Annotated in this window: 24 protein-coding genes and 1 pseudogene; 11 read left to right on the top strand and 14 right to left on the bottom strand. The window is 35.1% G+C overall.

Translation table 11 applies throughout. From position 1 onward, the window contains the following. Positions 1–18: 18 nt before the first annotated feature. A complete protein-coding gene (locus tag D5R40_RS07625; RefSeq protein ID WP_339379475.1) occupies positions 19–270 on the bottom strand; it encodes a Uma2 family endonuclease in 252 nt (83 codons plus the stop codon). A gap of 365 nt (positions 271–635) precedes the next feature. On the opposite strand from D5R40_RS07625, the gene D5R40_RS07630 reads away from it, so the two are divergent. The 3 genes from D5R40_RS07630 to D5R40_RS07640 all read left to right on the top strand — a co-directional run bounded on the left by D5R40_RS07630 (position 636) and on the right by D5R40_RS07640 (position 4,117). Then, entirely contained in the window at positions 636–1,961 is a 1,326-nt protein-coding gene (locus D5R40_RS07630) for a hypothetical protein (RefSeq protein WP_124154445.1), read from the top strand. A 372-nt stretch (positions 1,962–2,333) separates the two neighbouring features. After that, positions 2,334–3,662, top strand: coding sequence for a hypothetical protein (locus D5R40_RS07635; protein ID WP_124154446.1), 1,329 nt, complete (start codon positions 2,334–2,336; stop codon positions 3,660–3,662). Between the two features lie 263 nt (positions 3,663–3,925). After that, positions 3,926–4,117, top strand: a complete 192-nt coding sequence (locus D5R40_RS07640) for a DUF433 domain-containing protein (RefSeq protein ID WP_375339374.1) — start codon at positions 3,926–3,928, stop codon at positions 4,115–4,117. Positions 4,118–4,172: 55 nt separating this feature from the next. On the opposite strand, the gene D5R40_RS42480 is transcribed toward D5R40_RS07640, so the two are convergent. The 3 genes and pseudogenes from D5R40_RS42480 to D5R40_RS07655 form a co-directional block, all read right to left on the bottom strand. After that, positions 4,173–4,352 carry a ribbon-helix-helix domain-containing protein gene (locus tag D5R40_RS42480; protein ID WP_205127440.1) on the bottom strand — a complete coding sequence of 60 codons (180 nt, stop codon included), beginning with the start codon at positions 4,350–4,352 and terminating at the stop codon, positions 4,173–4,175. 58 nt (positions 4,353–4,410) lie between these two features. Then, positions 4,411–4,755: pseudogene (locus tag D5R40_RS07650) on the bottom strand (HEPN domain-containing protein); the annotation flags it as partial. 32 nt (positions 4,756–4,787) lie between these two features. Further along, entirely contained in the window at positions 4,788–5,147 is a 360-nt protein-coding gene (locus tag D5R40_RS07655) for a nucleotidyltransferase domain-containing protein (RefSeq protein WP_124154447.1), read from the bottom strand. A gap of 240 nt (positions 5,148–5,387) precedes the next feature. On the opposite strand from D5R40_RS07655, the gene D5R40_RS39270 reads away from it, so the two are divergent. The 4 genes from D5R40_RS39270 to D5R40_RS07670 all read left to right on the top strand — a co-directional run bounded on the left by D5R40_RS39270 (position 5,388) and on the right by D5R40_RS07670 (position 9,935). Continuing rightward, positions 5,388–5,624 (top strand): hypothetical protein, encoded by a 237-nt coding sequence (locus tag D5R40_RS39270; protein WP_240041560.1) that lies wholly within the window; start codon positions 5,388–5,390, stop codon positions 5,622–5,624. After that, positions 5,611–6,036 carry a hypothetical protein gene (locus D5R40_RS07660; RefSeq protein WP_240039059.1) on the top strand — a complete coding sequence of 142 codons (426 nt, stop codon included), beginning with the start codon at positions 5,611–5,613 and terminating at the stop codon, positions 6,034–6,036. The genes D5R40_RS39270 and D5R40_RS07660 overlap by 14 nt, the downstream gene beginning before the upstream one ends. A 150-nt stretch (positions 6,037–6,186) precedes the next feature. Then, positions 6,187–7,062, top strand: a complete 876-nt coding sequence (locus D5R40_RS07665; RefSeq protein ID WP_124145865.1) for a Uma2 family endonuclease — start codon at positions 6,187–6,189, stop codon at positions 7,060–7,062. Positions 7,063–7,283: 221 nt separating this feature from the next. After that, a complete protein-coding gene (locus D5R40_RS07670) occupies positions 7,284–9,935 on the top strand; it encodes a VIT domain-containing protein (RefSeq protein ID WP_124154448.1) in 2,652 nt (883 codons plus the stop codon). A gap of 138 nt (positions 9,936–10,073) precedes the next feature. Here the strand turns inward: D5R40_RS07670 and D5R40_RS34800 are convergent, their stop codons facing one another. The 6 genes from D5R40_RS34800 to D5R40_RS07695 all read right to left on the bottom strand — a co-directional run bounded on the left by D5R40_RS34800 (position 10,074) and on the right by D5R40_RS07695 (position 16,078). Next, complete coding sequence (locus D5R40_RS34800; protein ID WP_161564951.1) at positions 10,074–10,226, bottom strand: hypothetical protein; 153 nt, start codon at positions 10,224–10,226, stop codon at positions 10,074–10,076. Between the two features lie 12 nt (positions 10,227–10,238). After that, positions 10,239–10,559, bottom strand: coding sequence for an antibiotic biosynthesis monooxygenase (locus D5R40_RS07675; protein ID WP_124154449.1), 321 nt, complete (start codon positions 10,557–10,559; stop codon positions 10,239–10,241). A gap of 624 nt (positions 10,560–11,183) precedes the next feature. Beyond that, a complete protein-coding gene (locus tag D5R40_RS07685; RefSeq protein ID WP_124154451.1) occupies positions 11,184–13,442 on the bottom strand; it encodes a protein-arginine deiminase domain-containing protein in 2,259 nt (752 codons plus the stop codon). Between the two features lie 20 nt (positions 13,443–13,462). Next, complete coding sequence (locus D5R40_RS34805; RefSeq protein WP_161564610.1) at positions 13,463–13,600, bottom strand: hypothetical protein; 138 nt, start codon at positions 13,598–13,600, stop codon at positions 13,463–13,465. Positions 13,601–14,022: 422 nt separating this feature from the next. After that, positions 14,023–14,796, bottom strand: a complete 774-nt coding sequence (gene rpaA, locus D5R40_RS07690; protein ID WP_124154460.1) for a two component system response regulator RpaA — start codon at positions 14,794–14,796, stop codon at positions 14,023–14,025. A gap of 574 nt (positions 14,797–15,370) precedes the next feature. After that, complete coding sequence (locus D5R40_RS07695) at positions 15,371–16,078, bottom strand: hypothetical protein (RefSeq protein WP_124154452.1); 708 nt, start codon at positions 16,076–16,078, stop codon at positions 15,371–15,373. A 135-nt stretch (positions 16,079–16,213) separates the two neighbouring features. Between D5R40_RS07695 and D5R40_RS40860 the strand changes: the two genes are divergently transcribed. Both D5R40_RS40860 and D5R40_RS07700 read left to right on the top strand, forming a co-directional pair. Next, a complete protein-coding gene (locus D5R40_RS40860) occupies positions 16,214–16,336 on the top strand; it encodes a hypothetical protein (protein ID WP_275670402.1) in 123 nt (40 codons plus the stop codon). Between the two features lie 683 nt (positions 16,337–17,019). Next, positions 17,020–17,484 (top strand): hypothetical protein, encoded by a 465-nt coding sequence (locus D5R40_RS07700; RefSeq protein ID WP_124145871.1) that lies wholly within the window; start codon positions 17,020–17,022, stop codon positions 17,482–17,484. Positions 17,485–17,796: 312 nt separating this feature from the next. Here D5R40_RS07700 and D5R40_RS07705 read toward each other — a convergent pair whose 3' ends face one another. Continuing rightward, positions 17,797–18,291: a hypothetical protein gene (locus D5R40_RS07705; protein ID WP_124145872.1), complete on the bottom strand. Its 495-nt coding sequence runs from the start codon at positions 18,289–18,291 to the stop codon at positions 17,797–17,799. A gap of 952 nt (positions 18,292–19,243) precedes the next feature. Between D5R40_RS07705 and D5R40_RS34810 the strand changes: the two genes are divergently transcribed. Together D5R40_RS34810 and aroA are read left to right on the top strand one after the other, a co-directional pair. Then, positions 19,244–19,393: a hypothetical protein gene (locus D5R40_RS34810; RefSeq protein ID WP_161564952.1), complete on the top strand. Its 150-nt coding sequence runs from the start codon at positions 19,244–19,246 to the stop codon at positions 19,391–19,393. A gap of 814 nt (positions 19,394–20,207) precedes the next feature. Continuing rightward, positions 20,208–21,557, top strand: a complete 1,350-nt coding sequence (gene aroA, locus D5R40_RS07710; protein WP_124154453.1) for a 3-phosphoshikimate 1-carboxyvinyltransferase — start codon at positions 20,208–20,210, stop codon at positions 21,555–21,557. A 528-nt stretch (positions 21,558–22,085) separates the two neighbouring features. Here the strand turns inward: aroA and D5R40_RS07715 are convergent. The 3 genes from D5R40_RS07715 to D5R40_RS07725 form a co-directional block, all read right to left on the bottom strand. Next, positions 22,086–22,508: a CAAD domain-containing protein gene (locus D5R40_RS07715; protein WP_124145875.1), complete on the bottom strand. Its 423-nt coding sequence runs from the start codon at positions 22,506–22,508 to the stop codon at positions 22,086–22,088. A 987-nt stretch (positions 22,509–23,495) separates the two neighbouring features. Beyond that, a complete protein-coding gene (locus D5R40_RS34815) occupies positions 23,496–23,714 on the bottom strand; it encodes a hypothetical protein (protein WP_124154454.1) in 219 nt (72 codons plus the stop codon). Between the two features lie 144 nt (positions 23,715–23,858). Then, positions 23,859–24,833 (bottom strand): ParA family protein, encoded by a 975-nt coding sequence (locus D5R40_RS07725; protein ID WP_275670403.1) that lies wholly within the window; start codon positions 24,831–24,833, stop codon positions 23,859–23,861. Positions 24,834–25,663: the final 830 nt, after the last annotated feature.

Raw genomic sequence — 25,663 nt, forward strand, 5'->3', positions numbered from 1 at the left:
CCGGACATGATATAACCATTAGATCAGGATAATAAAAAGGTCAGACTTCAAAAACTCCAAGTTTAGCATCTGCCATTGATATTTCACTTTACCCCACAGGTGATTTTTTAAGACTGTAGTTAAGTTAACCGCAATGTAATTATGAGGAATAGTTCCTCCAGTCATATCAAAAACTTGACCGTTCATATATTCATATTTAATCGGTTGTTTTTCCTCCCATTCCAGATATTCTTGAGAGGTCATTAGTTGGTTTTTAGGTTGGGCAGTCATTAAGTATATCTCCGAGTAAATTCGTAATTAATTTATTACTAAAGAAACATGATTTAAACCTAGTTATTTCCTGACAAATCATATTCTCTTAAATGCTTACAATAATAAAAAAGTATTGACACTTTGTAGGTTGGGTTGACAAAGGAAACCCAACAATAAGTTATATATGTTGAGTTGTACCTTAACGCAATCTACTGGACTGACACAGCTAAAAAGTTTATTGTTATAAGGTAGATTAGATGGCTAAAATCTAAGCTATCAGAATTGTTTCAAAATCGCTCATAACGAACCATTGCACCGTTTTAGATATCTTGCTCCACTGATTATCCGAGTATAATATAACTAATAAATCTAGAGGTAAAGATATGCCACGTTTATATGACCGAGCCTATAAAATATTAGAGGTAGAAGTTGACAAATGTGCTAAGGAAGATTTGGTTGGGGAAGTGGGAAAAAATATAGTAATGAAAAGATTGGATAAGTTAACTTTCCAATCAGGAGAACCCCTAAAAGAAGAAGAGTTAAGTTATTTAGTAAAAGACCAATTTCCTAATTTTAGTGAAACAGTTATTCAGAAAGCAGCTAAAGCAAATAAACCACCAGGAATGTTGAGTAAAATTGCCTGGATACCTGCTGCATTAGTAGGAATGGCAGGGATAGTTTGGGTAGCAAATTTACCTTATCCAATGATTCGTAAACCTGTGTCTAGAATAGCACCAATAATTTTGCTACCTAGTTATATAAATATGGATTATAACTATCGAGAGGCGATCGCTAATGTTGAACAAGCAGACCAATTAATTAATAAGGCAACTTCCAGCGCAGATATCAATTTTGGTGCTGAAAAAGTTGCTTTGGCGCAAAAACATCTTGATGAATTGCCTGTCTGGTTTTTGGGTTATTATCCTGAAAGATATTGTACCTTTTTCAGTTGTTCTTGGAAATTCACATTAGATGAATTTGAAACGGCGAGAAAACAGGTAGGGCGAATGGAGGCGAAGATATTTCAAGAAAAAAATGCTCAAACATTGTTAACGGAGGCGGAACAAAAAATTGCCACAGCTAAACAAGAATATCTCGAAGCTGCAACTTCAACAGAAAAAAATGAGGCGATCGCTAATTGGCAAACTGGCATAGATAAGTTAGGACAAATTCCACCCACTACTGTTGCTGCAAAAATGGCAAAACCACAATTAGCAGCAACCAAGCGAGATTTTCAAGCAGAGGTAGGTTTAGCTAATGGTAGTAAACGCAGTGATGTGATAATTGAAGCAGCTAGACAATTTGTTTTGCAAGCAGGCAAAATTTCTGAAAATGAACCTTATCCAGAACAAAAATTGCAACTAGCGGTGAGTTTATGGGAACAAGCAGTTAGTCAGTTGCAGAAAATTTCTGTAGATAACCCAAGTTATGTAGCAGCACAAACTAAATTGGCAGAATATCAGGTAAAACTGAGTGAAGCTAAAATGCGTTTAGAAGTAGAAAGGGAGTCAGGAACAGCTTTTAAGCGGGGTAAAGATTTAATAGCAGATTGGCAAAAATATGCTGTTGATAATTCTAGTCAAGGTTTACTTACTAGTAAGTTACAGGAAATTATTAATCAGTTAGAGAATGTTCAACCAGGAACAACTTATTATCAAGAAGCTCAAGAATTATTGAAATTTGCTAAGAATAAACAGAAAAATTTATAAGTTGAAATTAGAGGCAAACAGGGATTTTTTCACGGATGCACGGATGAGGTTTTTTATTCCAAATATTAGGTAGAATATTTTCCAAAATTCTCTACCTAATAGACATCTCCGATAATTAAAAATCAAATCAATTATCGTCCATAAATCATTAATTATTTCCCCCTACTCCCTACTTCCTACTCTCTCTTTTTCGGAGAGGTCTATATAGATAGGCGTTCAAAAGTCAAACTTCTGTTTCAAAATAAATCAGTATTTTTACAGATATTTTTACTTTATGCTGCTAAATTTATCAAGAAATATTGATAGTTTTGCTGATGACTAATTAAAAAATTACGCTTAAACTAAAAATGATTATAATCTAGAGGTTAAAATATGCCACGTCTCCATAACTATGCTTACGAAATATTAAGTGAAGAAATCAAAAAATTATCAAAAGAAGACCTCACAGGTGAAATAGGCCAGAAAATAGTTCTGAAGCGATTGGAAAAACTACGGATGCAATCTGGCGAACCTGCTAAATTAGAGGAATTACGAGAACTAATTGTAGACCAATATCCTACCTTTAGCGAAAAAGTTCTCAAAAAAGCAGCAAGGGAAAATCATCCCGCAGGAAAAGTAATTTTATTTCAGTTAGCAGGTTTAGCTGCTCTAGGAGTAGCTGGTTTAGTCTGGGTAGCAAATTTACCTTTTCCTATGGTTCGGAGACCAGTGGCAAGAGTAGCACCGATGGTATTGTTACCAAGCTACATAAGCATGGATCGTAACTACCGAGAGGCGATCGCTAAAACGGAACAAGCAGATCAACTGATCAATAAAGCAACTTCCAGCGCCGATATTAATTTGGGAACGCAGAGAGTTGCTGAAGCACAAAAACACTTAGATGGTTTACCAGTATGGTTTTTAGGTTATTATCCCCCAAGATATTGCACCTTTTTTAGTTGTACTTGGCGATTTACTCTAGATGAATTTGAAAGGGCGAGAAAAAGGGTAGGACAAATTGAGGCAAAGGCGTTTCAAGAAAAAAATGCTCAAACATTGTTAAAAGAGGCAGAGCAAACAGTTAAAATATCTAAACAGCAGTATCAGCAAGCGACAACTCCAACAGAAAAAAATGAGGCGATCGCTCAGTGGCAAGCAGCAATAGATAAGTTAGAACAAATTCCACCAACTACTCTCGCTGGAAAAATGGTGAAACCTAAATTAGCAGCGACTAAGCGAGATTTCAAAAAAGAGGCAGGTCTAACTCAGGGAAGTAAGCGGAGTTTCACTCTAATGGAAGTAGCCAAAAAATTTGGTTTTGAAGCAGCTAGAGCTTCCCAAAATGCACCCCATCCAGAACAACAGTGGCAACTGGTGGCGAGTTTATGGGAACAAGCAATTAGTCAATTGCAGAAAGTATCAGTAGATAACCCTAGTTATTTAGAAGCACAGACAAAATTAGCAGAATATCAAGTTAATTTAGCTAATGTGAAAATGCGACTACAGTTAGAAAAACAGTCAGGGCAAGCTTTTAAACAGGCTAAAAATTTGATAGCTGATTGGCAAAGGTATGCTGTTGATGATAATTCTAACCAGGGTCTACTTGCTAGTACAATTCAATCTATTATTAATCAGTTAGAGAATGTGAAACCAGGAACAACTTATTATCAAAAAGCTCAAGAATTATTGAAATTTGCTAAGAATAAACAGAAAAATTTATAAGTTTAAATTAGGGGAGCAAGACAGGGATTTTGTCGCGGATGCAGGGATAAACTTTTTATTAGGTAGGGGATTTTACGAAATCGTCTACCTATTTTTTTTATACATAGTTTTTCTGTTGAGAAATTGAGAGATAATTAAAAGTTACTGCCAAAGTAAGCTCCTTTTTTGTGTTATATTGTCATATTATTATGTAATGCTCAAATATACCCATTCCTAGGAAGGAGCTTTTGGTTTATAGTTTCAACTAACTAACAATAGAAGAAATGATCAATAAAAACCTCCTAGAAAGAATCACTATTAACCCAAACATCTGTCACGGAAAACCCTGCCTCCTGGGATTGCGTTATCCCGTAGAATTTATACTAGAATTGCTGAGTAGTGGCATGACTATTGAGGAAATTCTTGAAGACTATGATGATTTAGAAAGAGACGATATCCTTGCTGCTTTACAGTAGACTGTTACCTTAAACTCAGAGATTATCTGAAATTGAAAAATCAATTAATAAATAACTAAGGAACAATAATTTTTATGTCAGACACAATCTTTTCTAATTGTTCTAAACCTACCTGAACTTTTGGGGGAGTTTCATCAAGCCATTGTTCATAATCTTGTTTTTCTAATAGCTTTAAAGCCGAATCAATAACTTCCTCAATATTGGTATATTTTCCCTTGGCAATTTGGGATTGAATAAACTTTTATTGTTGTGGACTTAAGATGATATTCATAACTACATAACCTGATTTTTTATTAAATTAAATCAATATTATTATGAGCAAAATCAAGCATTTCTTCAGCTTCATTAATAATGCATTGAGTCTGTTCTATTGTAATATTAGGATTAAGATTATAATCTGCTTCTGTACGTTTTTCTTGAGCATTAATTAAATAGCGATGATATTCTACAGGCAAACGTTTTGTCCTAGCAAATTCTCGACCAAAAGCAGAGATAACAGCAGAATGACTAGAAAATGTTAATCCTTCTCCTAACAAAAAAGCCTCCGCAATATAAAACATACTATAGTAAGCCCTCGCAGCAGCAAAAGCAGCCAAGTTATGATCGACTAAAAGTTGAGCAGCTTGTAAGCTCTCCCTAGCTTTTTGTAATCATTGTTGTTGTTCAATATTCACAGGAAAATACCTTCTTGATGAATATTCAATAATAAGGGACTTTTCTCTTGTTGAAATTGAGATTCACTCACATAAACACAACTTACTAACATCCCATATTCGATACATATATCGGAAATAAATTCAATGATTTTTTGATGCTTATTATCGAGATTATTATTTTCTTTTAAAACTACTAAAACATCAATATCTGAGTCAGGTTTTGCGTCACCCCTTGCTTGAGAACCAAATAAAATTAAACTAATGAAATTATCTTGATAAATTTGTTTAAATTCCTGCTTTACCCTGGTCAGAATTTCTCCTAACTTTTGATGTTGTCCTAAATTTTCAACTGTACATAAAGGAATATTGTCCATTTCAGATGATAACTCCCTTGTTTCAATATTCTAACTGCTAATTCTACTACTCAAAGCTAAATTTCCTAAACATTTATCTACCATAGCATAAGTAAGAATAAATTAGCTATATCATACCAAATCCAGTAGTATTGGTACAATTCAATATTGTCATAATTTGGAGACAAAACCCCTACTAAACAAAAAAAGATAAATGAGCGATCGCCATTCCGGTCAGCTAATAATTTAGTTATTATTATTTTGGGATTCAAGGAGCATTTAAAAACTATTAATCAAGCTCAAGCTACTTTTGACCTTAGTATTAATATGGTTAATTTATTTCCTAATATCGAGTTAGTTGAACCGAGTGAATATTTGAAAATGACTCTGAAACGTAATCTCAAAGTTGCTTTTGATAATAATACTGAAAAAGCTCGTTTCCTGACGGAATGCTCCGCAAACGGAGTTAATTATTGCACCATTGTTGATAGAAATTAGAGAAATATTTGATGGTAAAATTAGTTTGTTTTCTGGCAGAGATTTTAATGTCGATATTACCAGCGGACTAAATGGATTTTGTGACTATATTTTGAGTGCTTCAGAGTTCACTTTAGAAATAGAAGCTCCTGTAATCACAATAGTTGAAGCTAAAAATGAAAGTACAAACGTAGGTTTAGGTCAATGTATTGCAGAAATGGTAGCAGCACAAAGGTTTAACCAAGCAAGAAATAGAACAACTGAAAGTATTTATGGTGCTGTTACCACAGGACGTATCTGGCGCTTTCTCAAACTTTCTGGTCAAAATGTAGATATTAATAATGAGGAGTTAGTCATTGAAAATGCAGAAGATATAAATATTTCTAAGATTTTAGCAATTTTAAGTTTGCCTATTAAACAATTGAACAGTTAAATTTTCAGTCAACGGGTGGCAGATTTGGTTGCGGATTTGCGATCATCTTCCAATAACAAACACTAGGCACGTTGCATACAATATCCTTACTGGGTTATCATTTTGCCTATATAATATATTAAAAATTCCCCAATTAATCTGGAGGTAATTATGTCAGAAAAATTGACTATTCTGCCCCATGGAGATCCAGACACCAGTCACATGATTCTAGAGGATGATACTCCCTTGGATAGTTTTATTAATGAAAAACAACAACGTCTACTCACAACGGTATTTTATAGCGGTGCTAAAATACCGATAAATGTTCCTTTTATTGTTGCTGCCAATGTGGGTTTATTTTCTCATCTCCTAGATTCAGGAATTGTACCTGATGTCTTTTTAAGTTTGAATATTATTGGTGAGAAAGAATGGTGGGAACGTAATGTTAGCTCTTATTTATTCTGGGAATTTGGCAAAGCACCAGATATCGTAATAGAAATTGTTTCTCCGACTCCCGGTAATGAATTAGGAAGTAAATTAACGGACTATGCAAAGTTAGGAATTCCTTATGATGTTGTCTACGATCCATTGCAAAAACTTAGCGAAACTGTACTGCAAGTCTTTCAATTACAAATTAATTCTTACGTTCCTAAAAATGATGCTTGGTTTGCTCATGTTAATTTGGGATTAACTCTATGGAATGGTGTATTTGAAAATGTTAATGGTACTTGGTTACGTTGGTGCAATGGTGATGGGAATGTAATTAAAACAGGAGATGAAATAACAACAGCAAAAAATCTGGAAATTTCCCAAAAAGATGCTCAAATATCCCAAAAAGATGCTGAGATATCTCTAAAAGATGCTCAAATTAAACAGGGGTTATTATTAGCAATTGAAATGGGATTAAAACTCAAGTTTGGTGATGAATATGTGGAGATTTTATCAGATATTTCAAAAATAGATGATGTGAAATTGTTAGAGACAATAGTATCTCAAATTCCCCAAATTTCCTCAATAGATGAATTGCGAAAACTATTGAATAATTGATAATGGATAATTAATTGAATCTAGGTTTAAAGACTCTCCTTTTAAGGATAAAAAAGGGATTTATCAAATTAAGGTCTATTCAAATCAAGCCCTTTCCCCCTACATTTTTAAGCTGACCATAATCATACACAATTCTTAACAGACAATTCTTAATTCAGTACGCTACAAGAGAAGTTAATGTATTACAAAACAAATTAATTTCTTTAGGAGGATACACACTTATGTCTACAAATACACCAACTCTCGCAGGATTATACGTTGTATCCTCAGAGGAGAAACTGACTTTTCCTCTGAAACACACGGAAGTTAAAGCCAAAATAGCGGGCAACCTATCCCGCATCGAAGTAACTCAAAAATTTGAGAACTCATTCACCGAACCCCTAGAGGCAACTTACGTCTTCCCACTACCAGACGAAGCAGCAGTCGATGAAATGGAAATCAAAATAGGCGATCGCCTAATCAAAGGCAATATCAAAAAACGAGAAGAAGCAAAAAAAATCTATCAACAAGCTAAACAACAAGGTCGTACTGCTGGACTACTCGAACAACAGCGCGATAATATTTTCACTCAATCTCTTGCCAATATTAAACCAGGGGAGCAAATAGATGTGATTATTCGCTACACAGACTCCCTGAAGTTTGAAGGTGGGGATTATGAATTTGTCTTTCCAATGGTAGTCGGACCTCGTTATATTCCCGGAACACCTATAGATAGAAGTGGCGATACAGACCAAGTTCCCGATGCTAGTCAAATTACACCACCAATAGTTCCCCCGGCAACTCGTTCGGGACATGATATTGGTATGACAGTAGAAATAAACTGTGGGATGCCAATTTTTCAGGTGAATTCCATATCCCACCAAATTCAAACATCTGAGCGAAGAGAAATTGTTACGGTTAAATTAGGAAATGAAGACACCATCCCAAACAAAGACTTCATTCTCCGCTATAAAGTTGCTAGCGATCGTACCAAAGCAACAGTATTAACTCAAGCAGACGAACGTGGCGGATATTTTGCCGTTTATCTAATTCCCGCTTTACGGTATCGCAGTGATGAAATTGTGCCGAAAGATGTCGTTTTCCTCATGGATACTTCCGGTTCCCAAAGGGGAGAACCATTGTTGAAATGCCAGGAATTAATGCGCCGTTTTATCCACGGACTTAACCCCAACGACACTTTCACAATTATCGACTTTGCCAATACTGCCAGAAAACTGTCAGAACAACCTCTACCGAATACACCTAACAATATTGCCACTGCAATTAACTATATCAATAGATTAACTGCAAATGGTGGCACTGAATTATTGAATGGCATCGAGGAAGTTTTGAATTTTCCGCCTCCACCTGCGGGAAGACTACGGAGTATTGTGATGTTGACCGATGGTTATATTGGTAATGAAAAAGCAGTATTGGCAGAAGTGCAAGACCAACTCCAACCAGGAAACCGACTTTATAGTTTTGGTGTCGGTAGTTCGGTAAATCGATATTTGATTAACCGTTTAGCAGAAATTGGGCGGGGTATTGCCAGAGTTGTGCGACAGGATGAACCAAGTCAGGAAGTAGCAGAGAAATTTTTTCAGCAAATTAATAATCCAGTATTGACTCAAATTGAGGTTGAGTGGAATGGTCGGGGTGAAGTACCAGAAATTTATCCGGTGACAACTCCAGATTTATTTGCCGAGCAACCTTTGGTTTTGTTTGGGCAAAAACAGGATGCTGTGGGAGGTGAGTTACAGGTTAATGGTATTGCTGCTGGTGGGGAAATTTATCAGCAGACTTTCGATATTCATTTTGCTGATTCTGACAATATAGCAGTTGCTCAAATTTGGGCCAGGCAAAAGATTAAGCATTTGATGAATCAGATGTTTGATTATGATAAGAAGTCGGTGGTAAAAGAAGTGACGGAGACCGCTTTAAGTTATCAATTGTTGTCAGAATATACGGCGTTTGTTGCGGTGAGTGAAGAGGTGCGTGTTGAACCTGGTGGTAAGAGTATTTCGATGGAAGTTCCTGTGGAAATGCCAGAGGGAGTGAGTTATGAGGGGTTCGGTGCTGCACCTGAAAGATTTCGAGTAGACAATTATCCAGATCGTATCATGTCAACTTATTCCGACTCTCCGGACTTGCTGTGTCGGATGCTAGACAATGATTCAGATCGTATCATGTCAACTTATTCTGACTCTCCGGACTTGATGATGCAGCTATCGCAACTTCAAGCAATAGATTCGGTGGAGCAACAAGAGAAAATAGGGTCTTCGGGTATCAAGAAAGGAATTTCGAGATTCTTGAAACAAGGCGAACTACAGGAAACTGCTTCTACTAAAGAAGTAAGAATGCGCTACAACATTTCGGATAATGACTATCCAGTAAGACTTTCTCACATAGAGCGCGTTCTCAAAACTAACGATAAGGTTTTAGTTAAAATATTAGTCCGCGACCGAAAAATTCCTACTTCCGAGCAACTTCTGAAACGGATAGCGACAGACTTGAAGGAAGTTGCAAATGTGGAGGAAACTCCTAAAGTAGTAGGGAATTTTATGCGAATGGTACTTTCTCTCAAACAAAAAGATTCTGCAAACTCAACTGATACTCCTTTGCAAATTATCCAAGTTATCGGGTTAGATGCTGCAGGGCAAGAAAATCTCCAACAGCATCTACAAAATCTGAATATACCACCAAATATTCATGGTGAAATAGTTTTGGAATTGCAGGTGAAAGGCGATCGCGTACTTCGAGTAATTTTAGATGATGAAGTTTCCAGTTTGAAGGATAAAAAAATTATAGAGGAAATTAAGCGATCGCTGTTAAAATGGTGCGTTCCTTCTAGTGCTGCAGATCGGATTCAGATTACAATCAAAATTAGTTCGTAATATTCAGGAGTAGGGGGAATAGATTTTTTCTATCCCCCAATTTATAATGCAGAGGAAAATTCGTCTAATTGTCAGGATATTCAAGGCAAAATTTGTCTAATTAAATTGACCAAGACTATCCTTATCTACCCAATTAGATCATGTCCGCTTAATAGCGCGATAGAACTCCGTTCCGCTTACGCGACCAAAAACTTTCTTCTTCTTTTTCCCTCCTGACTCCTGAGTTCCCCTCTTGGGAGGGGGAGGGGCGAGGGGTGGGTTGACTCCTGACTCCTCCTTGCAACTGCTCAACCGGACATGATATTACTCTGGCAATATCTCAGTAACAGTTTCATAAAAATTAGTTTCTGGTGGTTTAGCAAATAAATGTGACATTTGTTCCAATGCCGCTTTATAAGCATCAGTTTGATTAGCATCCATATCTTCAACACCTTCCCAAAAAATTACAGCAATACCTTTATCTGTTCCTGGCAACTGCAATAAATAAGCTCCCTTAAAACCGTCGTTATAGGTAGCAACTGCTTTTTCATAAAGTTCCCTTGCTTCTTCAAACTTTCCTGGTTTAAATTCTCCCAAGGCAACATAAGCATATTTATGCTTCAAAAAATCCATAAAATCAGACATTTTTTCTCCTGATAGATAGGGTTTAATAGCAAATCAAAAGTCAAAAATAAGACTTCTTAACTTGATTAAAAGAGTATTTGTCAAATAAATATTAAATCATGTAGTAGACGGTTTCATCTTATATCATGTCCGGTTGAATACTTACACTTTGGAAGAAGGAAGGCATAAGGCAGAAGGCAGAAGGCAGAAGGCAGAAGGCAGAAGGCAGAAGGCAGAAGGCAGAAGGGAAGAAAAGATTAGAAGGGATAAAGTTTTTTTATCACGCTCTTATCCGGACATGATATTACAGCATATTTTATACCAAATTCAAGCAAGATTGTTACAGTAAAATATAGATGCTTAACGGAATTGAAAAATCTTCACTGTTTATTTCTTATACCTACCACCTACCACCTAACACCTAATACCTTGAATAGCCAATGTAGCAATATTTTTTGAAAATGGTATTAGTCAAATGATGTACAAGGTAAATGGTGAAAATCTTGTAGTGCAGGCATCTTGCCCGCTTCGGGGTGTACTTCATAGAGTCACAAAGTGCTGTAAATGTTGCAATAGATGGATAAACCCAACAAAAATCTTTCTCCCCTACTCCCACACTCCCCTACTCCCCCACTCCCCTACTCCCTATTCCCTACTCCCTGAAATAATATCCTCAGACAAAGATTTCCAGAAAGGATTATTTTTTCCTAAACGGGTTGTATTTGTCGCATCATGGATACTTCCCCTGAGATTCTGATAATATTTATCGTCCATAAAATTAATATTTAAACTAGCATCAGCTACTAACCTGCGGAATTTTTCCTGAGTATAATCTCTACCATTAATTAATGCTCCTAGAGGGTTTGAAACTAACAATTCTCCGTTGACTACTACGGAATTTACCATATTTGGCCACCAAGAATAACCGCTATATCCAAACATAGCTGGTACTTGAATAATCTGGTCATCACTTAAATTAAATTCCCGCTTCAATTTGTCAATTAATGGGTCTAATTTTTCCCGCTGCAAATAGAGATTATGCTGAATTAACTTCTGATTTTTTAGCGCTGCTCGTACCGTTGTTTGAGTACTTAAACCACGATTTATTGCCGCTTGTCCATATCCTTGTAGACTCAATTCTTCTAATAGTTTTACCCCTGCTTCTGGACTAACAATTAACATTAAAGGTTTGCCAAATTTACTAGGAATAAAACTAATAATTTCATCTACATGACGAATCATTAACCAAGAAGTATCAATATCTACTGGCGGACCCTGAATCTTTTGTGCTTTAATAAAATCAACGATTTCTGGATTCAGACCTACTTCACCTGCCTTACCATAATAAATTCTTCCCAGATCGTATCCTGGCAAAGGTGGTGTCACTTCTAGGTTGCCATAAGCATCTGCCCATCTATTTAGGGGATCGAGTTGTCTAGGTTTACCTACTTCAAACCAGCCAAAATCTTCTTTGAGCAGACTTCTAGCGTATTGGTCATTTTCCCCAGGACGGTTAGCTTTGAGTACCACATTCATATTATGGGTTTTACCTTGAGAGGGAAATTGCACATAACCTATTTCTTTAGTATCTTGCATCCAGGTGGTGCCACCAGAATTAATTTGAGCTTTAGCACCTGTTCTTTCGACGATCTGTTTGATTTTGGCCACAAATTCTTGATTGCCAAAACCACGTTCGCTGACATGAAGCTCTTTGACTGGAGCAGTATTGGGAGACATTAACCAGGGGACTACACCTATTTGAATACTATCAGAAGCAATTTGTCTACCATTTTTTTCAGCGATCGCTGTTAATTTAACGACTCCTTTCCAGTTGCGATCGGCGAACTGTTTAGCTTCCACACCTAATACTACTTTCTCTCTAGATATTAATGCTTCAGTACCAGAAATATCTACTGGTTGCCATCCGTATTCTGTTTTTTGGAATACATTAATATAGTCACTAGCATCTGTATCTGTTGAGATATAGATTTGAGCATCTTGATAATTTTCTGCTACTTGAATATTCACCAGCGCTAAGTCTGCTTCATCTGTTTTGCCATTAACTTCTCGATCGCGCCAGTCTGGTATTCGATCGCCATTATCATCATCGCTATTAAATAGCATCAATGCACCTTCTGATAAAGTCCATTTTTCTCTACTCGATCTGTCAGCTTCATCTAACTCTCCGTCTCTGTTGGTGTCGCCATATATGGTGAAACCAGGAGATAAACTATATGCAATGGGTGAATAATTGGTTGTATTATTGTCTGTGTCATCTTCTGTATTTTCTACCCATCTTCTTGCTGCTATGACTTTTTCATAGGAGGCAACTGCTAAATAACCCTGATATTCGATCATTTTTTCGATCGCTTTATCTGTAATTAACGAGTTTTGGGGAATTTGGCGCAGGTTGAAAATTGCCTCTAACCAAAGATTTTCTGCTTCTTGCCAAGTTTGGTAATTTGCCTGAATTGTTTTTCCTTTTTCTACTGCCTTACTTGCTTTGGCGATCGCTTGCTTCCAGCTTTGAAGCGCTTTTTCTTCTCTAATAATATTAGCTTCTACATTACGGAAGTTTTTCAGGGTTTTTTCATACTGTTGTAGGTGAAATTGGTATTGCCAGGGTTCTTCTACTTCTTGGAGAGTTGGCCTTTGAGAAACTTTATTCAGTTCAGCTTTTATTTCGTCTCTAAGCTGGTAAAGTTCTGATAGTGAATTTACTTTTCTTGTAGTTTTTAAGTTGTTGTTTATTGACTCGAGGGTTTCTAAAGGCGAAACTGCTGAGTTTGCTTGTTCTAGAAGTGAAGGTTGTGCCACTGCTTGAGGAACAGGCACCCAAATAATTGCTACTAATGCTCCAATGGTATTAACTAGAGCTATTTTGACATATCTAATCCAACACATAGTATACATCCTCATATATACTAATGGATTTTAGCGGATTTTTGGCAACTCAGAGGACTAATTTCCGATCTTCTCACATTTACTCTCCAGGAGTCTCGCCAAATAATTATTCCTTCACCAACACCTAAATTAATACCAAATTCATTTCTAAGTTGCATAGAATAATATTGTGATCGGGGTTAACTTTAGAGCGAGATAGACAAGTTAATAAATTTCTTCAAGAAGGAAGGACTGAAGTTGGAAAAAGGAAAAAATAATTTTGTGCTGCCTTAGATAAAATTGGTATAAAACCTTAATTTATCAAAATAATTGGGTCGCGCAACCCCGCCTTTTCAGGCGAAATATTTTTGGAGGGGGGATCAAATCCCCGTTACAAAAATAACTTTTGACTCTCTTGGTGCGCTACCAGGTGCGACTGGCGTCGTCGCGGGGTCGCACCGCTTCTGAGTTCTGACTTCTGACTTCGTTAAATTTCCGGTTGAGAGATTGTAATTCGTAAGGTATTACAGAATTTTGAAAAAATCTCTCTGTCAGTTCAGTTTTTTATACCTAAATTATAATTTTTCAACCGGAAATTATTTTAAGATTCTCTCACCCATTCCTGATTTGGTTTTGCCAAATTAGATGTTTCCACATTATTAGCACTGGAACTATTACTAGGTAACTCTAAGCAGTAACCAGCACCGTATACTGTTTTAATATACCGAGGATGGCGAGGATCTGGTTCCATCTTTGTTCTCAGATGTCTAATATGGACTCGGATCGTCTCAATATCATCATCTGGATCGTAACCCCAGACTTCCTTGAGAATTTCACTCGGAGATACTGTCTGGCCATGTCGTTGCAGTAAACAATGGAGTAACTCAAATTCTAAATGAGTTAGTTTGACTGTCTGCTCAAACCAAATAGCCTCAAACCTTTCAGGAACAAGAGTCAGAGGACCATAATTCAGAATTTCGCTATGTTTAGCTGCTTGTGGTATTCGATCTGTGCGTCGGAGTAGGGCACGCACTCGTGCCAGCATTTCTTCTACTTCAAAGGGTTTTGTCAGATAATCATCTGCTCCAGCATTAAAGCCTTCTACTTTATTTTGGGTGTGACTTAAAGCAGTTAACATCAGTACCGGAATATCGGCTGTCCGTTCATCACGACGCAGACGTTGACAAACTGTAAACCCATCTACCTTTGGTAGCATTAAATCTAATACTATCAGGTCTGGTAGTAGTTGGAGGGCTAGAGCTTGCCCTTTTATGCCATCTTCTGCTTGGCTAACTTCATAGCCAGCCATTTCTAGGTTGACAGCAACGAGTTCTGCGATCGCAGGATCGTCGTCAATGACGAGTATTCTAGGCATCATTTGCTACACTTACCTATAATTTTTTTTATTGTAATGTTTAATTAAGATTTTTAAGTTTATTCTCACATTTTGTTATAATTTTTTTTCAATACATAGCCCATTTTTAATTTTATTTTTCTACTTCTCTATAACATAATTTTGTCTTTTTGTCAAGTAAGGCAATTATAGAATATAGAAGAATATCTAAGTGGTTCTTTAACTAGCTCTTGGCGATCGGCTTTTAGCTATCAACTTGAGTTGAAATTCCCAGCTTGTAGACACTAGATAATTCAAGAGGGGTTGAAATTCTCTTTGAAATTGCATTTACTCGGTTTCAGTATAAATCTAAGCTGTTTGCGGAGCATTCCGTTTAGGAAATACTGACTGCACCAAATTGCTGTTTGAGGAGAATTCCCTCAGGAAATGCTTTTTAAATTAAGTCCTTGAATTTTAGTAAAGCTATTGTTTAATTTTGACTTAAGGCCAAGTAAATTTTAAGTAAACTTTTGCTCTCCAAATTTTTTGATAAAAGTAAAATATTGGGGATATAAAAGTTAAAAAAAAGCCATTGATTTAATTTAAAACTTTGTGCTTAAAATCTAGGAATTATAGGTAAAAATTGTGCTTGTTCTTTAAAATATTTCCATGCAATTGATTCCGGATCTTTTTGACTACTCCATTCTCCAAAATCAGGTTTTGTTTTCCGTTTACTGATAGTACTAGCATGAACATTGAGCCTAATTGCTAATTCCTTTTGGGTAAGAGGAGAAACTATTTCAGTAGCAGATTGAAGTAGGGAATTTTCTGGAATATCTTTTAGATGAGAATTATTTGGTAGTTGAGCCTCATAATTTGAATCTTTCGAGATTAATTGAGTATTGTTTTCTAAAATTTTATCCGTTGTTCTTCCAACTAGAGATACAGCAGTAGGAAAATAATATAATAAACCACCCTCTTGTGTAATTTCTAATTCAGCACCAAATTCTTTAGCTTGTTCATCAAGAAACTCTTGGACTATTTTTCCCGATAGTTGGGAGTTTATGGCTAAGTCTAAGGCTGTAATATACCCATTATTTTCCTGAATTAACTGATAGAATATGTTATTCAAATAATCTTTTTGTTGTTTTTGTTTTTCCTGATAACGCTTGACGAACCAGGTAACTCCAGAAGCAATAGCAATGATTGTGAATATACGCCAGGATAAACCTAGCATTAGCAATGCTAATCCAAAAGAAATTACAATGGGAAAATTATCTGTGGATTTATTATTATTGTTAATTTTTCTTGGTTGTTCGGGCATTTTAATGTTCTTGAGCCAACTTTTATACTTGTTAGGTATCACCAACATTTACTGTTAATATAGCTAAATATAGACATAATTAGTCAATACTTTTAGCGTATTTTTAATAAATCATGATGTAGTTGGGATAAATTTTTGTCAAGAATTAAGTCTATCAGACTAATTATTAATGTCATTGAAGTGATTTCTGAAGCCAAACAAATACAATACGAGTTAGAAGAAAATTTTGCTAGTATTGATATTGGTTTGAACACCTAGCTACACTTAGCTACATTAATATTTAATCAAGCTAGAATTATCGGTAGACTTCTGAAATTCATTGATCGATACTGTAAACTGTAACAAATTTAAAGTTAACTCTTCAATTTCTTCTGCCTGAAAATTAATTGAGGATCAAATCAAAAAACTAGCTAGTTAATAAATAATTTCACATTAATGATTACTTGAATATAACAGATCGCTTAGATAATTCATGTTCTCATCACTCACAAAAAAAATGGCATTATGAATAATTTTTCAAAATTAATAATGGTAACAAAATGTTAATTTAGGAAAAAAAATAATCAAAACTTTGTCAATATTCCCGATACTAGAGTTAATCTAAATATTATCGTATCAAGTATAAATTGCAATAATTAAAGCGATTTTAACCTAATAATTCTATACATCAAAAATTATTTTTATTGATAATGATTCAATTCCTATATATAAAATTAGTGAGAAAAAAGAAGTCTACTTTGAGTAGGTAAAAAAAGAGTAGTCCCAAATTATTAAATACCTGTCTTATTTAATAGACCTCTCCTCTTTAATTAGTTATGAAAAAACTGATTCTCTAACTTCAACGCCATCTTCCTGCTCACTTAATTTATCAATATTCAACCGGAAATGATATAACTATGTTTTTATAAAGTATACCTCCTTAGTTTGCAAGATTTTAAACAATGTTTCGTAAATTAAAAATTATTGGTGGCACCATTCTAGTCTATTTGTCCATCACTAGTTGTAGCCCTAGCAAAGTTCTTCAGTGTAATGAATTGATTGTTACTATTAACAAAGGAAATACTCTTGTCAATTCTGAAAATTCCTTTGATGCTGCGACAACTAATCAGCTAGGAGGAGATTTAGAAGCAATTTCTCAGGAGTTAGAAGCTCTCAAACTTGAGGATGAAACTCTTCAGCAGTTTCAAAAAGACTTAACTCGAACATTTAAAGAACTTTCTCAAGCTTTTCTTGAGATGAGTGTAGCTCTTAAAACTAGCACACAAGTTGAAGCTTCATTAGAGGGTAGAAAAAAATTTAATCAGGCTAAAAATCAACTTACTCAAACAGGCCAGCAAGCTAATAAGGTTGCTACAGAAAAAGATATTTTGTTAGATAAGCTGGTTACTTATTGTCAAGATAAATAAGTTTAGAGCACTTTACACCTAATAAATAATTTCTATTACCAAAAATATAGGGTCTCAAACCTTCCCTTTTAAGGGGATAGAAAGCGGTCGGTCTTCGGAACTTTCCTAAGGGTGGGATGGCGAGGAAACCTCGCCATATCCAATCGACCAAGATAAAGAAAATTCTGCATCTTCTCGCTTCTGTATTGCAGGAGATGCTGATAACTGTTAACGCAGTTCTTCCGAAGGAGGCTAACTGATAACTGAATTGACAGTTAAGTTTTAAGTGGTTTTTGTTAGGAAAAATATTGATTGGTAACTTCAATCAAACTATTAGTGATGAATTTCTAGCTCTAGTACATAATGTCCCATGCGTAACTGCTGAGACCATAGTTCATATTCTAAACGCAGATAATCTGGAACTGGTCTTCCCTGAACTACTAGGTTACGGGTAAAGTTACGCATTTGTAGCTGATAATGTAAATTGAATGACTCGTCTTGTAACCAATAACGACAGATGCCATATACTCCTCTTTCCCAGATATGGCGGTAACAATATTTACCGTTTCCTTGCATAGTCATAATGACTCGGGACGGGGAAACTTCTAGCCATAAAAGTCTTGGTTTTAAGACAGTTGGCAATATTGATGGCTCATCTATGTCTATACATGATGTTTCTTTGTCTGTAATTGCAGGTTCATGCAATAATATATGAAATTGATCGCGGTCTTTATGATATACAGTGGCCGCTGTTTCAACTATGGACCAAATTGGCAAGTCTGTTGATATTAATGATAGACTTACGGATTTGCGTTGATAAGTTAGCATCTGTTTTCTTAGGGTAAGTTGTAATTATTTAATGGTTGTTAGTTCTACAAAGATCAAAAATATTACTCTTGGTTAATAGCTTTTTCTTTCGCACGTAACCTTGGCCAAACTCTAATTTAGATTTAACTCTATTCTGACTCAGAATTTAAGCTATCGGAACATACAGCACTTTTAAGTAAGTTAGGTACACCTGCACAACAACAATATTTACTGATTAAGATCGTGATTAGATAATCTGTACTTCATCAACCTATAATATGCTATATATCTGTGGTTTGTTATTGATAGGTTTTATGGAACTCATAGATCAAATGTATAATTATAAGGTTTCTATTTATTGCGGAAACCCTACGCAAACATAATATTAAGATGAACTCAAGAAAGTCAAAACAAAGATGCCTTTGGCTGAAAAATTTAGCTGACAATTATTTCAAGCAATTACTTCATGTGAAGCAGTGTTAAATTATTTTAGTTAATTGTTATTAATTAATATAGAAGTAATATAGTATCAATCATATTCATCTCTCTCATCATTTTTTTGAAGTTTGTGAGATAAAAAAAATTAATAACACTTTGATATCAAGGTTAGGAAACTATTAAACATCATTGCATCATCAAATACTATGCGAATAAATATAGTAGTTAAAACAAAAAGCCAATTCACAATAGCAATTCACAATAACTTCTTTCTTAACTCCTGAATTCTGAGACTTGGGTCATTAACTCATGTTAAGATCTTAACTATTCCTATAGTAGCATATTTATGTAGTTGGACACAAGGGATAGTATTTATAAAAAAACTTTAAAATTATCTATACTAAAATATTGCCAGTAACCAGTCTAAGTAAATTTATTAATTTTAATTATATCTTTGTTTGTTTTTGTTACAATGTTTTAACTAAATATATTAAATAATCACTTGATGAGTTAAATTTTACTGCTTTAAATAATATTGAAGAAGGAAAAAGGAAGAAGGAAAAAGTGGATGGCGACTCAAACCACAACCAATTGTCAACACTCTGTAGACGGGGGGATAATCAACCCAAAAGAAAAAGATAAACCATCAAAGGTAATCAGAGAGTTGTTTGTCAGAGAAAAATAAATTGCTCGTGTTTTACAGTTTATTTATTAATGGTATAGTCGGTATTCAAAATTAAAGCAAGATAGTAAGTAGGATAGTTATAATTTAAATATATAAGCCTGAAAGAAAGAGGTTTTTGAGCTACTTTATTTTTTGCTGAAGAATTAACTAGGTATAATATTACTACATTAAATTAGATGAAATTATTTATTTTTTGTATATTTACTTTATTACTACTCATAGTAAACAATTTGATCGAATAATTTTAGATATAAGCTTGAGTGATTTAAAGACAGTATTTTGATGTTTGTCAGAATGCAATACTAAATTAATATTCAAAATTTGTCTCAAATCAACTAGAATAGCTACAAATAGACAAGAAAAAGACAAGATAAAGTCTAAAAGAAATCCTCAGAGGCTTTGACTCATCAGTTCTAATCGCCAAAACTTCCCTTAATGGTCATTTTAGTTAACAGTTAACAGTACCTCCTCCAATTTGTAGGGAGGCTTAAAATACTGAATTTTCTTTTCTCTTGGTCAACCTCTCTATACGGTTTTCCTAACTGATTTTTGCTAACAGTATAACAATTAGTAGTAAATTTTTTATTGGTATTTATAGCAAATATTGAGTTGCTTAGGATATTAGGATAGGGAGCGGGGAGTAGGGAGTGGGGACAATAAGGATATTTGCTTTGTGTAAGAAGATAGGTTTTTTCATCACTAATTATCAGGACTTGATATTAAATGAATTCTGCACAGGTATTTATTTACTCACCCTTCCCAGACTCCTATAAAATTGTGGCTGTGCAAATTTTGCAAATTTATAGTTAATTTTATGATACCTGCTGTAGTAACTACACAAATTACAAATAGTCAAGAAACTTTGATAATTCAAAGACCACAATCAGGTCTATGCCTCAAAGGTAACATTCAAATTCCTGGAGATAAATCAATTTCTCATCGGTCTCTTATGCTAGGAGCGATCGCTCAAGGAAAAACTACCATAAAAGGCTTGCTTCTAGGGGAAGATCCCCGCAGCAGTGCTAAATGTTTTTCACTTCTTGGGGCTGATATTTCTCAACTCAATACAGACTTGGTGGAGGTTCAGGGAGTTGGACTAGATAATCTCATAGAACCATCTCAGGTTTTGGACTGTGGTAATTCTGGCACTACAATGCGACTAATGTTGGGGATTTTGGCCTCCCATCCCGAACGTTTTTTTACTGTTACTGGAGATAGTTCCCTGGTCCAGCGTCCCATGTCCCGTGTGATTGAGCCTCTGACACAGATGGGCGCTCAAATCTGGGGTAGAAAAGGTGGCTCTTTAGCCCCATTGGCCATTCAGGGACAAAAGTTACGACCGATCCATTATCATTCTCCCATTGCTTCAGCCCAGGTAAAATCTTGTATTTTGTTTGCTGGTTTAATGACGGAAGGGAAAACTACGGTAACTGAACCTGCTCTTTCACGAGACCATAGTGAAAGAATGTTGCAAGCTTTTGGCGCTCAAATTAGTATCGACCCAGAAACAAATAGTGTAACTGTGACAGGTCCAGCTAAATTGCAAGGTCAAGATGTGGTTGTGCCTGGTGATATTAGTTCGGCAGCTTTTTGGTTAGTAGCAGCAGCTATTGTGCCTGGGTCAGAATTGGTAATTGAAAATGTTGGTGTTAATCCTACTCGCACAGGCATACTAGAAGCTTTGGAAATGATGCAGGCTAATATTATACAGGAAAATCAGCGGGTTGTTGCTGGAGAACCTGTGGCTGATTTACGAGTATGTTATAGTCCTTTGAAAGCTTGTGAAATTTCTGGTGCGATAATTCCACGACTTATTGATGAAATTCCTATTTTGGCAGTTGCTGCTATGTTTGCTGAGGGGACAACTGTGATTAAGGATGCGGCTGAGTTGCGGGTCAAAGAGAGCGATCGCTTGATGGCTATGGCCACTCAACTCCAGAAACTGGGAGCTAGAGTTACAGAATTACCGGATGGATTGGAAATTACTGGTGGTGTGGCCTTGACTGGTGGTGATGTTGAGAGTTATGGGGATCATCGAGTTGCTATGAGTTTGGCGATCGCTGCTCTTAATGTGACTAACACTACCAATATCCATCAGGCTGAAGCTGCAAGCATTTCTTATCCCAATTTTACTGCTACTCTGCAACAAATTTGTAGGTCATAGTAAAATTTCGGTAAGTGGGAAATCAGCTATTTGACTCCTAGGTCGGAGCTTACGCTATTAATAGCTAGATGGAAACTACTCGATGGATTTTCTCCGTAGTCAAAAAAATGTGTTTTAATTTACGAAAAACTTAAAAAGTAGCCTCACTGGTCTTTTATTCTGGAAAGAGTAGTTGTAATTGACACCATAAGCGTGAACGACTGCTGTATACATACTAGGATATGATACTGTTCAACAATTAATAATTAATTATTAATAATTAATTATTACCTCTCCTTTAAAACGGATAGGATTGACTCAAAGGAAAATTTTTATTTATTATCCCCTTAAAAGGGGAGGCTTTAAACCACAATTTTTCGGTAATGTGAAAATCGTGGTTTTAACCAATTTACAACTCCTAGGAAGAATCTACGGGAATTTATCTCGTGGAGTGTCAAATAAAGTAGTTAAAAAATTAAGACATTGGTTAATTTATTGAAAATGTAATTTCAAATTAATAACCAATGTCTTAATTGTTGGGGCTTTTTTTTATTTACTTGATGATTTTTCCCCTAAAAGTTGTTCTTTCCAAGCTTGAAGCTCTACGGATAACTCCTGGCGGTTAGAAGCACGAAGTAGATAGCGATATATAAACCACCCAGAATAGATAATACCAATTAACTCGAAAGTAGGGGCTAGCAGCGGGATATCATTTAATGATTCGATTACTGCCAACATTACCTTGAGAGTAACAATGACTCCTAGAATTAAGCCAAGAGTAACAATTGGCTTCTGATATTGTCCAAAGAAGCCAGATATAATAGCTGGTAGCTCTGATAATATTTCCAAGACTTGGTTTTTAATATCTTGGAACTGGTCGGATGTTTCTTCAGAATTGGATACTGTAGTTAGAGAACCTGGTTCTGTAGGGCTTACTCCTACTTCTTTTGTAGTATCTTTTTCTTCTTGCATAATTTAATGATGTCCCTTCAATTACTAAGGTAGTTATGATAAACATTTGAGTGAATCTTATGGTCAATATTCCAGAGTTTTAAAGGACATGGCCTACTCTTAACTCAAAGTTATCTTGATTTTTCAAACATAAACCTAAACCAGAAAATCTGACATTGCAAGAATAATCATATATGGATTTAGCATATCTAGTGGTCTATTATTATTTCTACAAATCTTAAATCCTACATTTCGCACGACGAAATGTAATATCATGTCCGGTTAAATACTTATAAATAACTACGGAGGAGTCAGGAGTCAGTCCTCAGGAGTCAGGAGAGAAAAAGAAGGAAAAGGAGAAGGCAGTTTTTGATTACAAAGCGACATGATATAAAACATCAAATTATAAAAATTTAAGAGTAACTATTGCAGAGTAAAGAAAAAAAGTTCTAACACTCCTATGTATGAGAAGAGTATTGCAGAAGAAAGCTGAGTAGTTCATATTATTAAGGCCATTAGTATCAAGTCTAAGTCACAAAAAATAGGTTTGATACTTTTGTTTTCTGAGCTTCAGGACTTTTTAAAATATCTACGCCAAATATATTTTGTGCAAGGTTTTATTGAAGTAAGATTTGTTCAAAATTTACTGTTTCTTTTCCACAACTATTTTCTGTTCTAATTTGAGCTACTTAATTTAACTTCTAAAATTATATTCAGCATTTTCATATATTAAATAGGTGGTAGTGGTGCATTGTTATGATGTCGTTCATTAATTGATAATGGATAATGGATAATTACCTCTGGTTAAAACCGTTACGGAATTGAATATAAGGAAATATCCTAGCACTTTTTTTCCCTTGAAAGGGTCGGCTAATAAAGCTGAATTATTTAATTAATAATTAATAATTATTAATTAGGGCTTGCTGATTAAATCTAAAAGTATTTACAGATAAAGATAAGCACCTTTTTGGGGCTTTTAAAAAGAGCGCCTGTTTCAGTCTAAAACCCTCAAAAAGTTAGTATTTTAGGCGCATAGTTGGGCAGAAAAATTATTCTTACAATTCTTACTCCTACCTCCTCGCTCATTCCCATTCTTCCCCTCCTGGGAGGGGTTAGGGGTGGGTTGTCTCCTGTCTCCTGTCTCCTGTATTCCTCTCCTGGGAGGGGAATATGGGGAGTCTGGGAGAAATTAAAATATATATCCTCGTTCTTCTTAATGTTGGTCAAGATTAAATTTAGATGAACCCACCCGCTCCGTCACCCCAATGACCTAAAATTAGTGGTAATTTCTGAATGACTTTGATGGAAGTATTTAACAATTACTAAATACTAATTTAGATGTTTCAGTTCTACATAAGATTGAGATGAAGGTTATAATTTTGAGACTAAATATTTTACATTTTCGACAGCTTCTTCATATCTATGTTTAGCTAAAGTAATTTCTTCTCCATCTGGCATTTTAAAAATTTCCCCTTTATCAGGAAGTTGATGTAAAGGAGTGCCGATAGATGCAGAGACTTTTCCTGAAGAATGAAAATCTTTGACATCGGTAACATAGGCATTTTGCCATGTAATGAGAGAATCTAATGAATTATCATTCCTAGTAAAATATTGAGGAAAACTTTGATATTGTTTATAGCAGAAATTAATTAATTCTTGTCTGATATATTTATAGGCCTTAGCTACACCTTTATGGCTTGTGTAATTGTTAAAAACAAATTGTTTGATTTTAGGTAATTTCAGCTCGAACTGCTTAACTTGCTTATTAAATGTGATAACTTTACTGGCATATTTTTTGAGAGATTCTGAAGGATATTGTTCATAAAGTAGCATTAAAATCCCTTTAATTCCTTCTAATGAAGTAAAATCAGCCATCATAGGAATTATTAAATAATCAGAAGAAAGTAATGCCATCTGTGTATAGATGGAAAAACTAGGATTGCAGTCTATGAAAACAACTAATTCTTTATATTTTTCTTTGTCAAACTCACTTCGACATAATCTTTTAATTGCTGTCATATGATTTTTCCATGCAGTAATATTTGCTGGATTAAGTACAGAATAATTAAGAGCTAACGACAAAGATTCTAAAAAAGAATCACCAGCAATTAAATACAGATTTTCTGGAATAGATTCATTATAGAGTGAGGCTCGAACTTTATAAGTAGAATTTTTTGGTAATGATTTAAAGTCAGCATTAGCTTTCAAAATCCAATAAATAAACCCTACTACATTACATCTTGTGTAAGTTCCTTGCAACTTTTGATTATTTTCATATCCTTCTTTTCCACCTCCAAGTAAAAGTTGATAAATGTTAGCTTGAGGACACATATCAATAACTAAAATTTGTGTCTCTGCATTATTTTAAGCATACAATATTTAAGCATTAGAACATAAAGTTGTTTGACCAAAACCACCTTTATTATTGTAAAAAGCATAAACTTTTATCGACATAAATACTTGCTCGTCAATTTATACTAAATTAGTATCTTATACTATAACAAATAATAGATATGTTGGCAAATTAAGCTCTAAAAATCTTGAAATTCTTTCAAAATTTTCATTGCCGAATAATTAAGGTTTAAAGCCTCTCCTTTCAAGGAGAAACAAGCGGTCGAGGGATGGCGTTAGCGGAGCGGGTCTGTAAGAACGGGTTTCCTCGCCATATCCAATCGACCAAGAGAGAAAAAAAAATCCCTTTTGCGTAAATCATCCCCTTGAAAATAAGAGGTAATTATTAATTATTAATGAGGGCTTGCTAATTAATTAGCAAAGTATTGACAGATAACGGTTTTAGCGTTTTAGGGTTTAAAAAAGTACCAGCTTTTGGGTGTAAAAAGCTCATGCATGCTAGTATTTTGGGATGATTATGGCAGAAAAATTGATAGATAATTCTTAACTCCTATCTCTTCGCTCATTCCCATTTTTCCTGTCTCCTGTCTCCTGTCTCCTGTCTCCTACCCCAGCAAAAATACTTTCCATACGCAAACCCTAATTATTAATTGTTGAAACTACTATATTTCTATAGAACCCCTAACCGTATCTTTATAAAGGTAGGGGTTTTTGACTAATAATTCAGAAGTCATAAGTTATACCAATTTATAAAATATTGCAAAGCGTGACAACACAGGGAAAAGGGAACAGGGAACAGGGAAAGAAAAACATAAATATTAAAG

The sequence above is a fragment of the Okeania hirsuta genome (assembly GCF_003838195.1).
Taxonomy (GTDB): domain Bacteria; phylum Cyanobacteriota; class Cyanobacteriia; order Cyanobacteriales; family Microcoleaceae; genus Okeania; species Okeania hirsuta.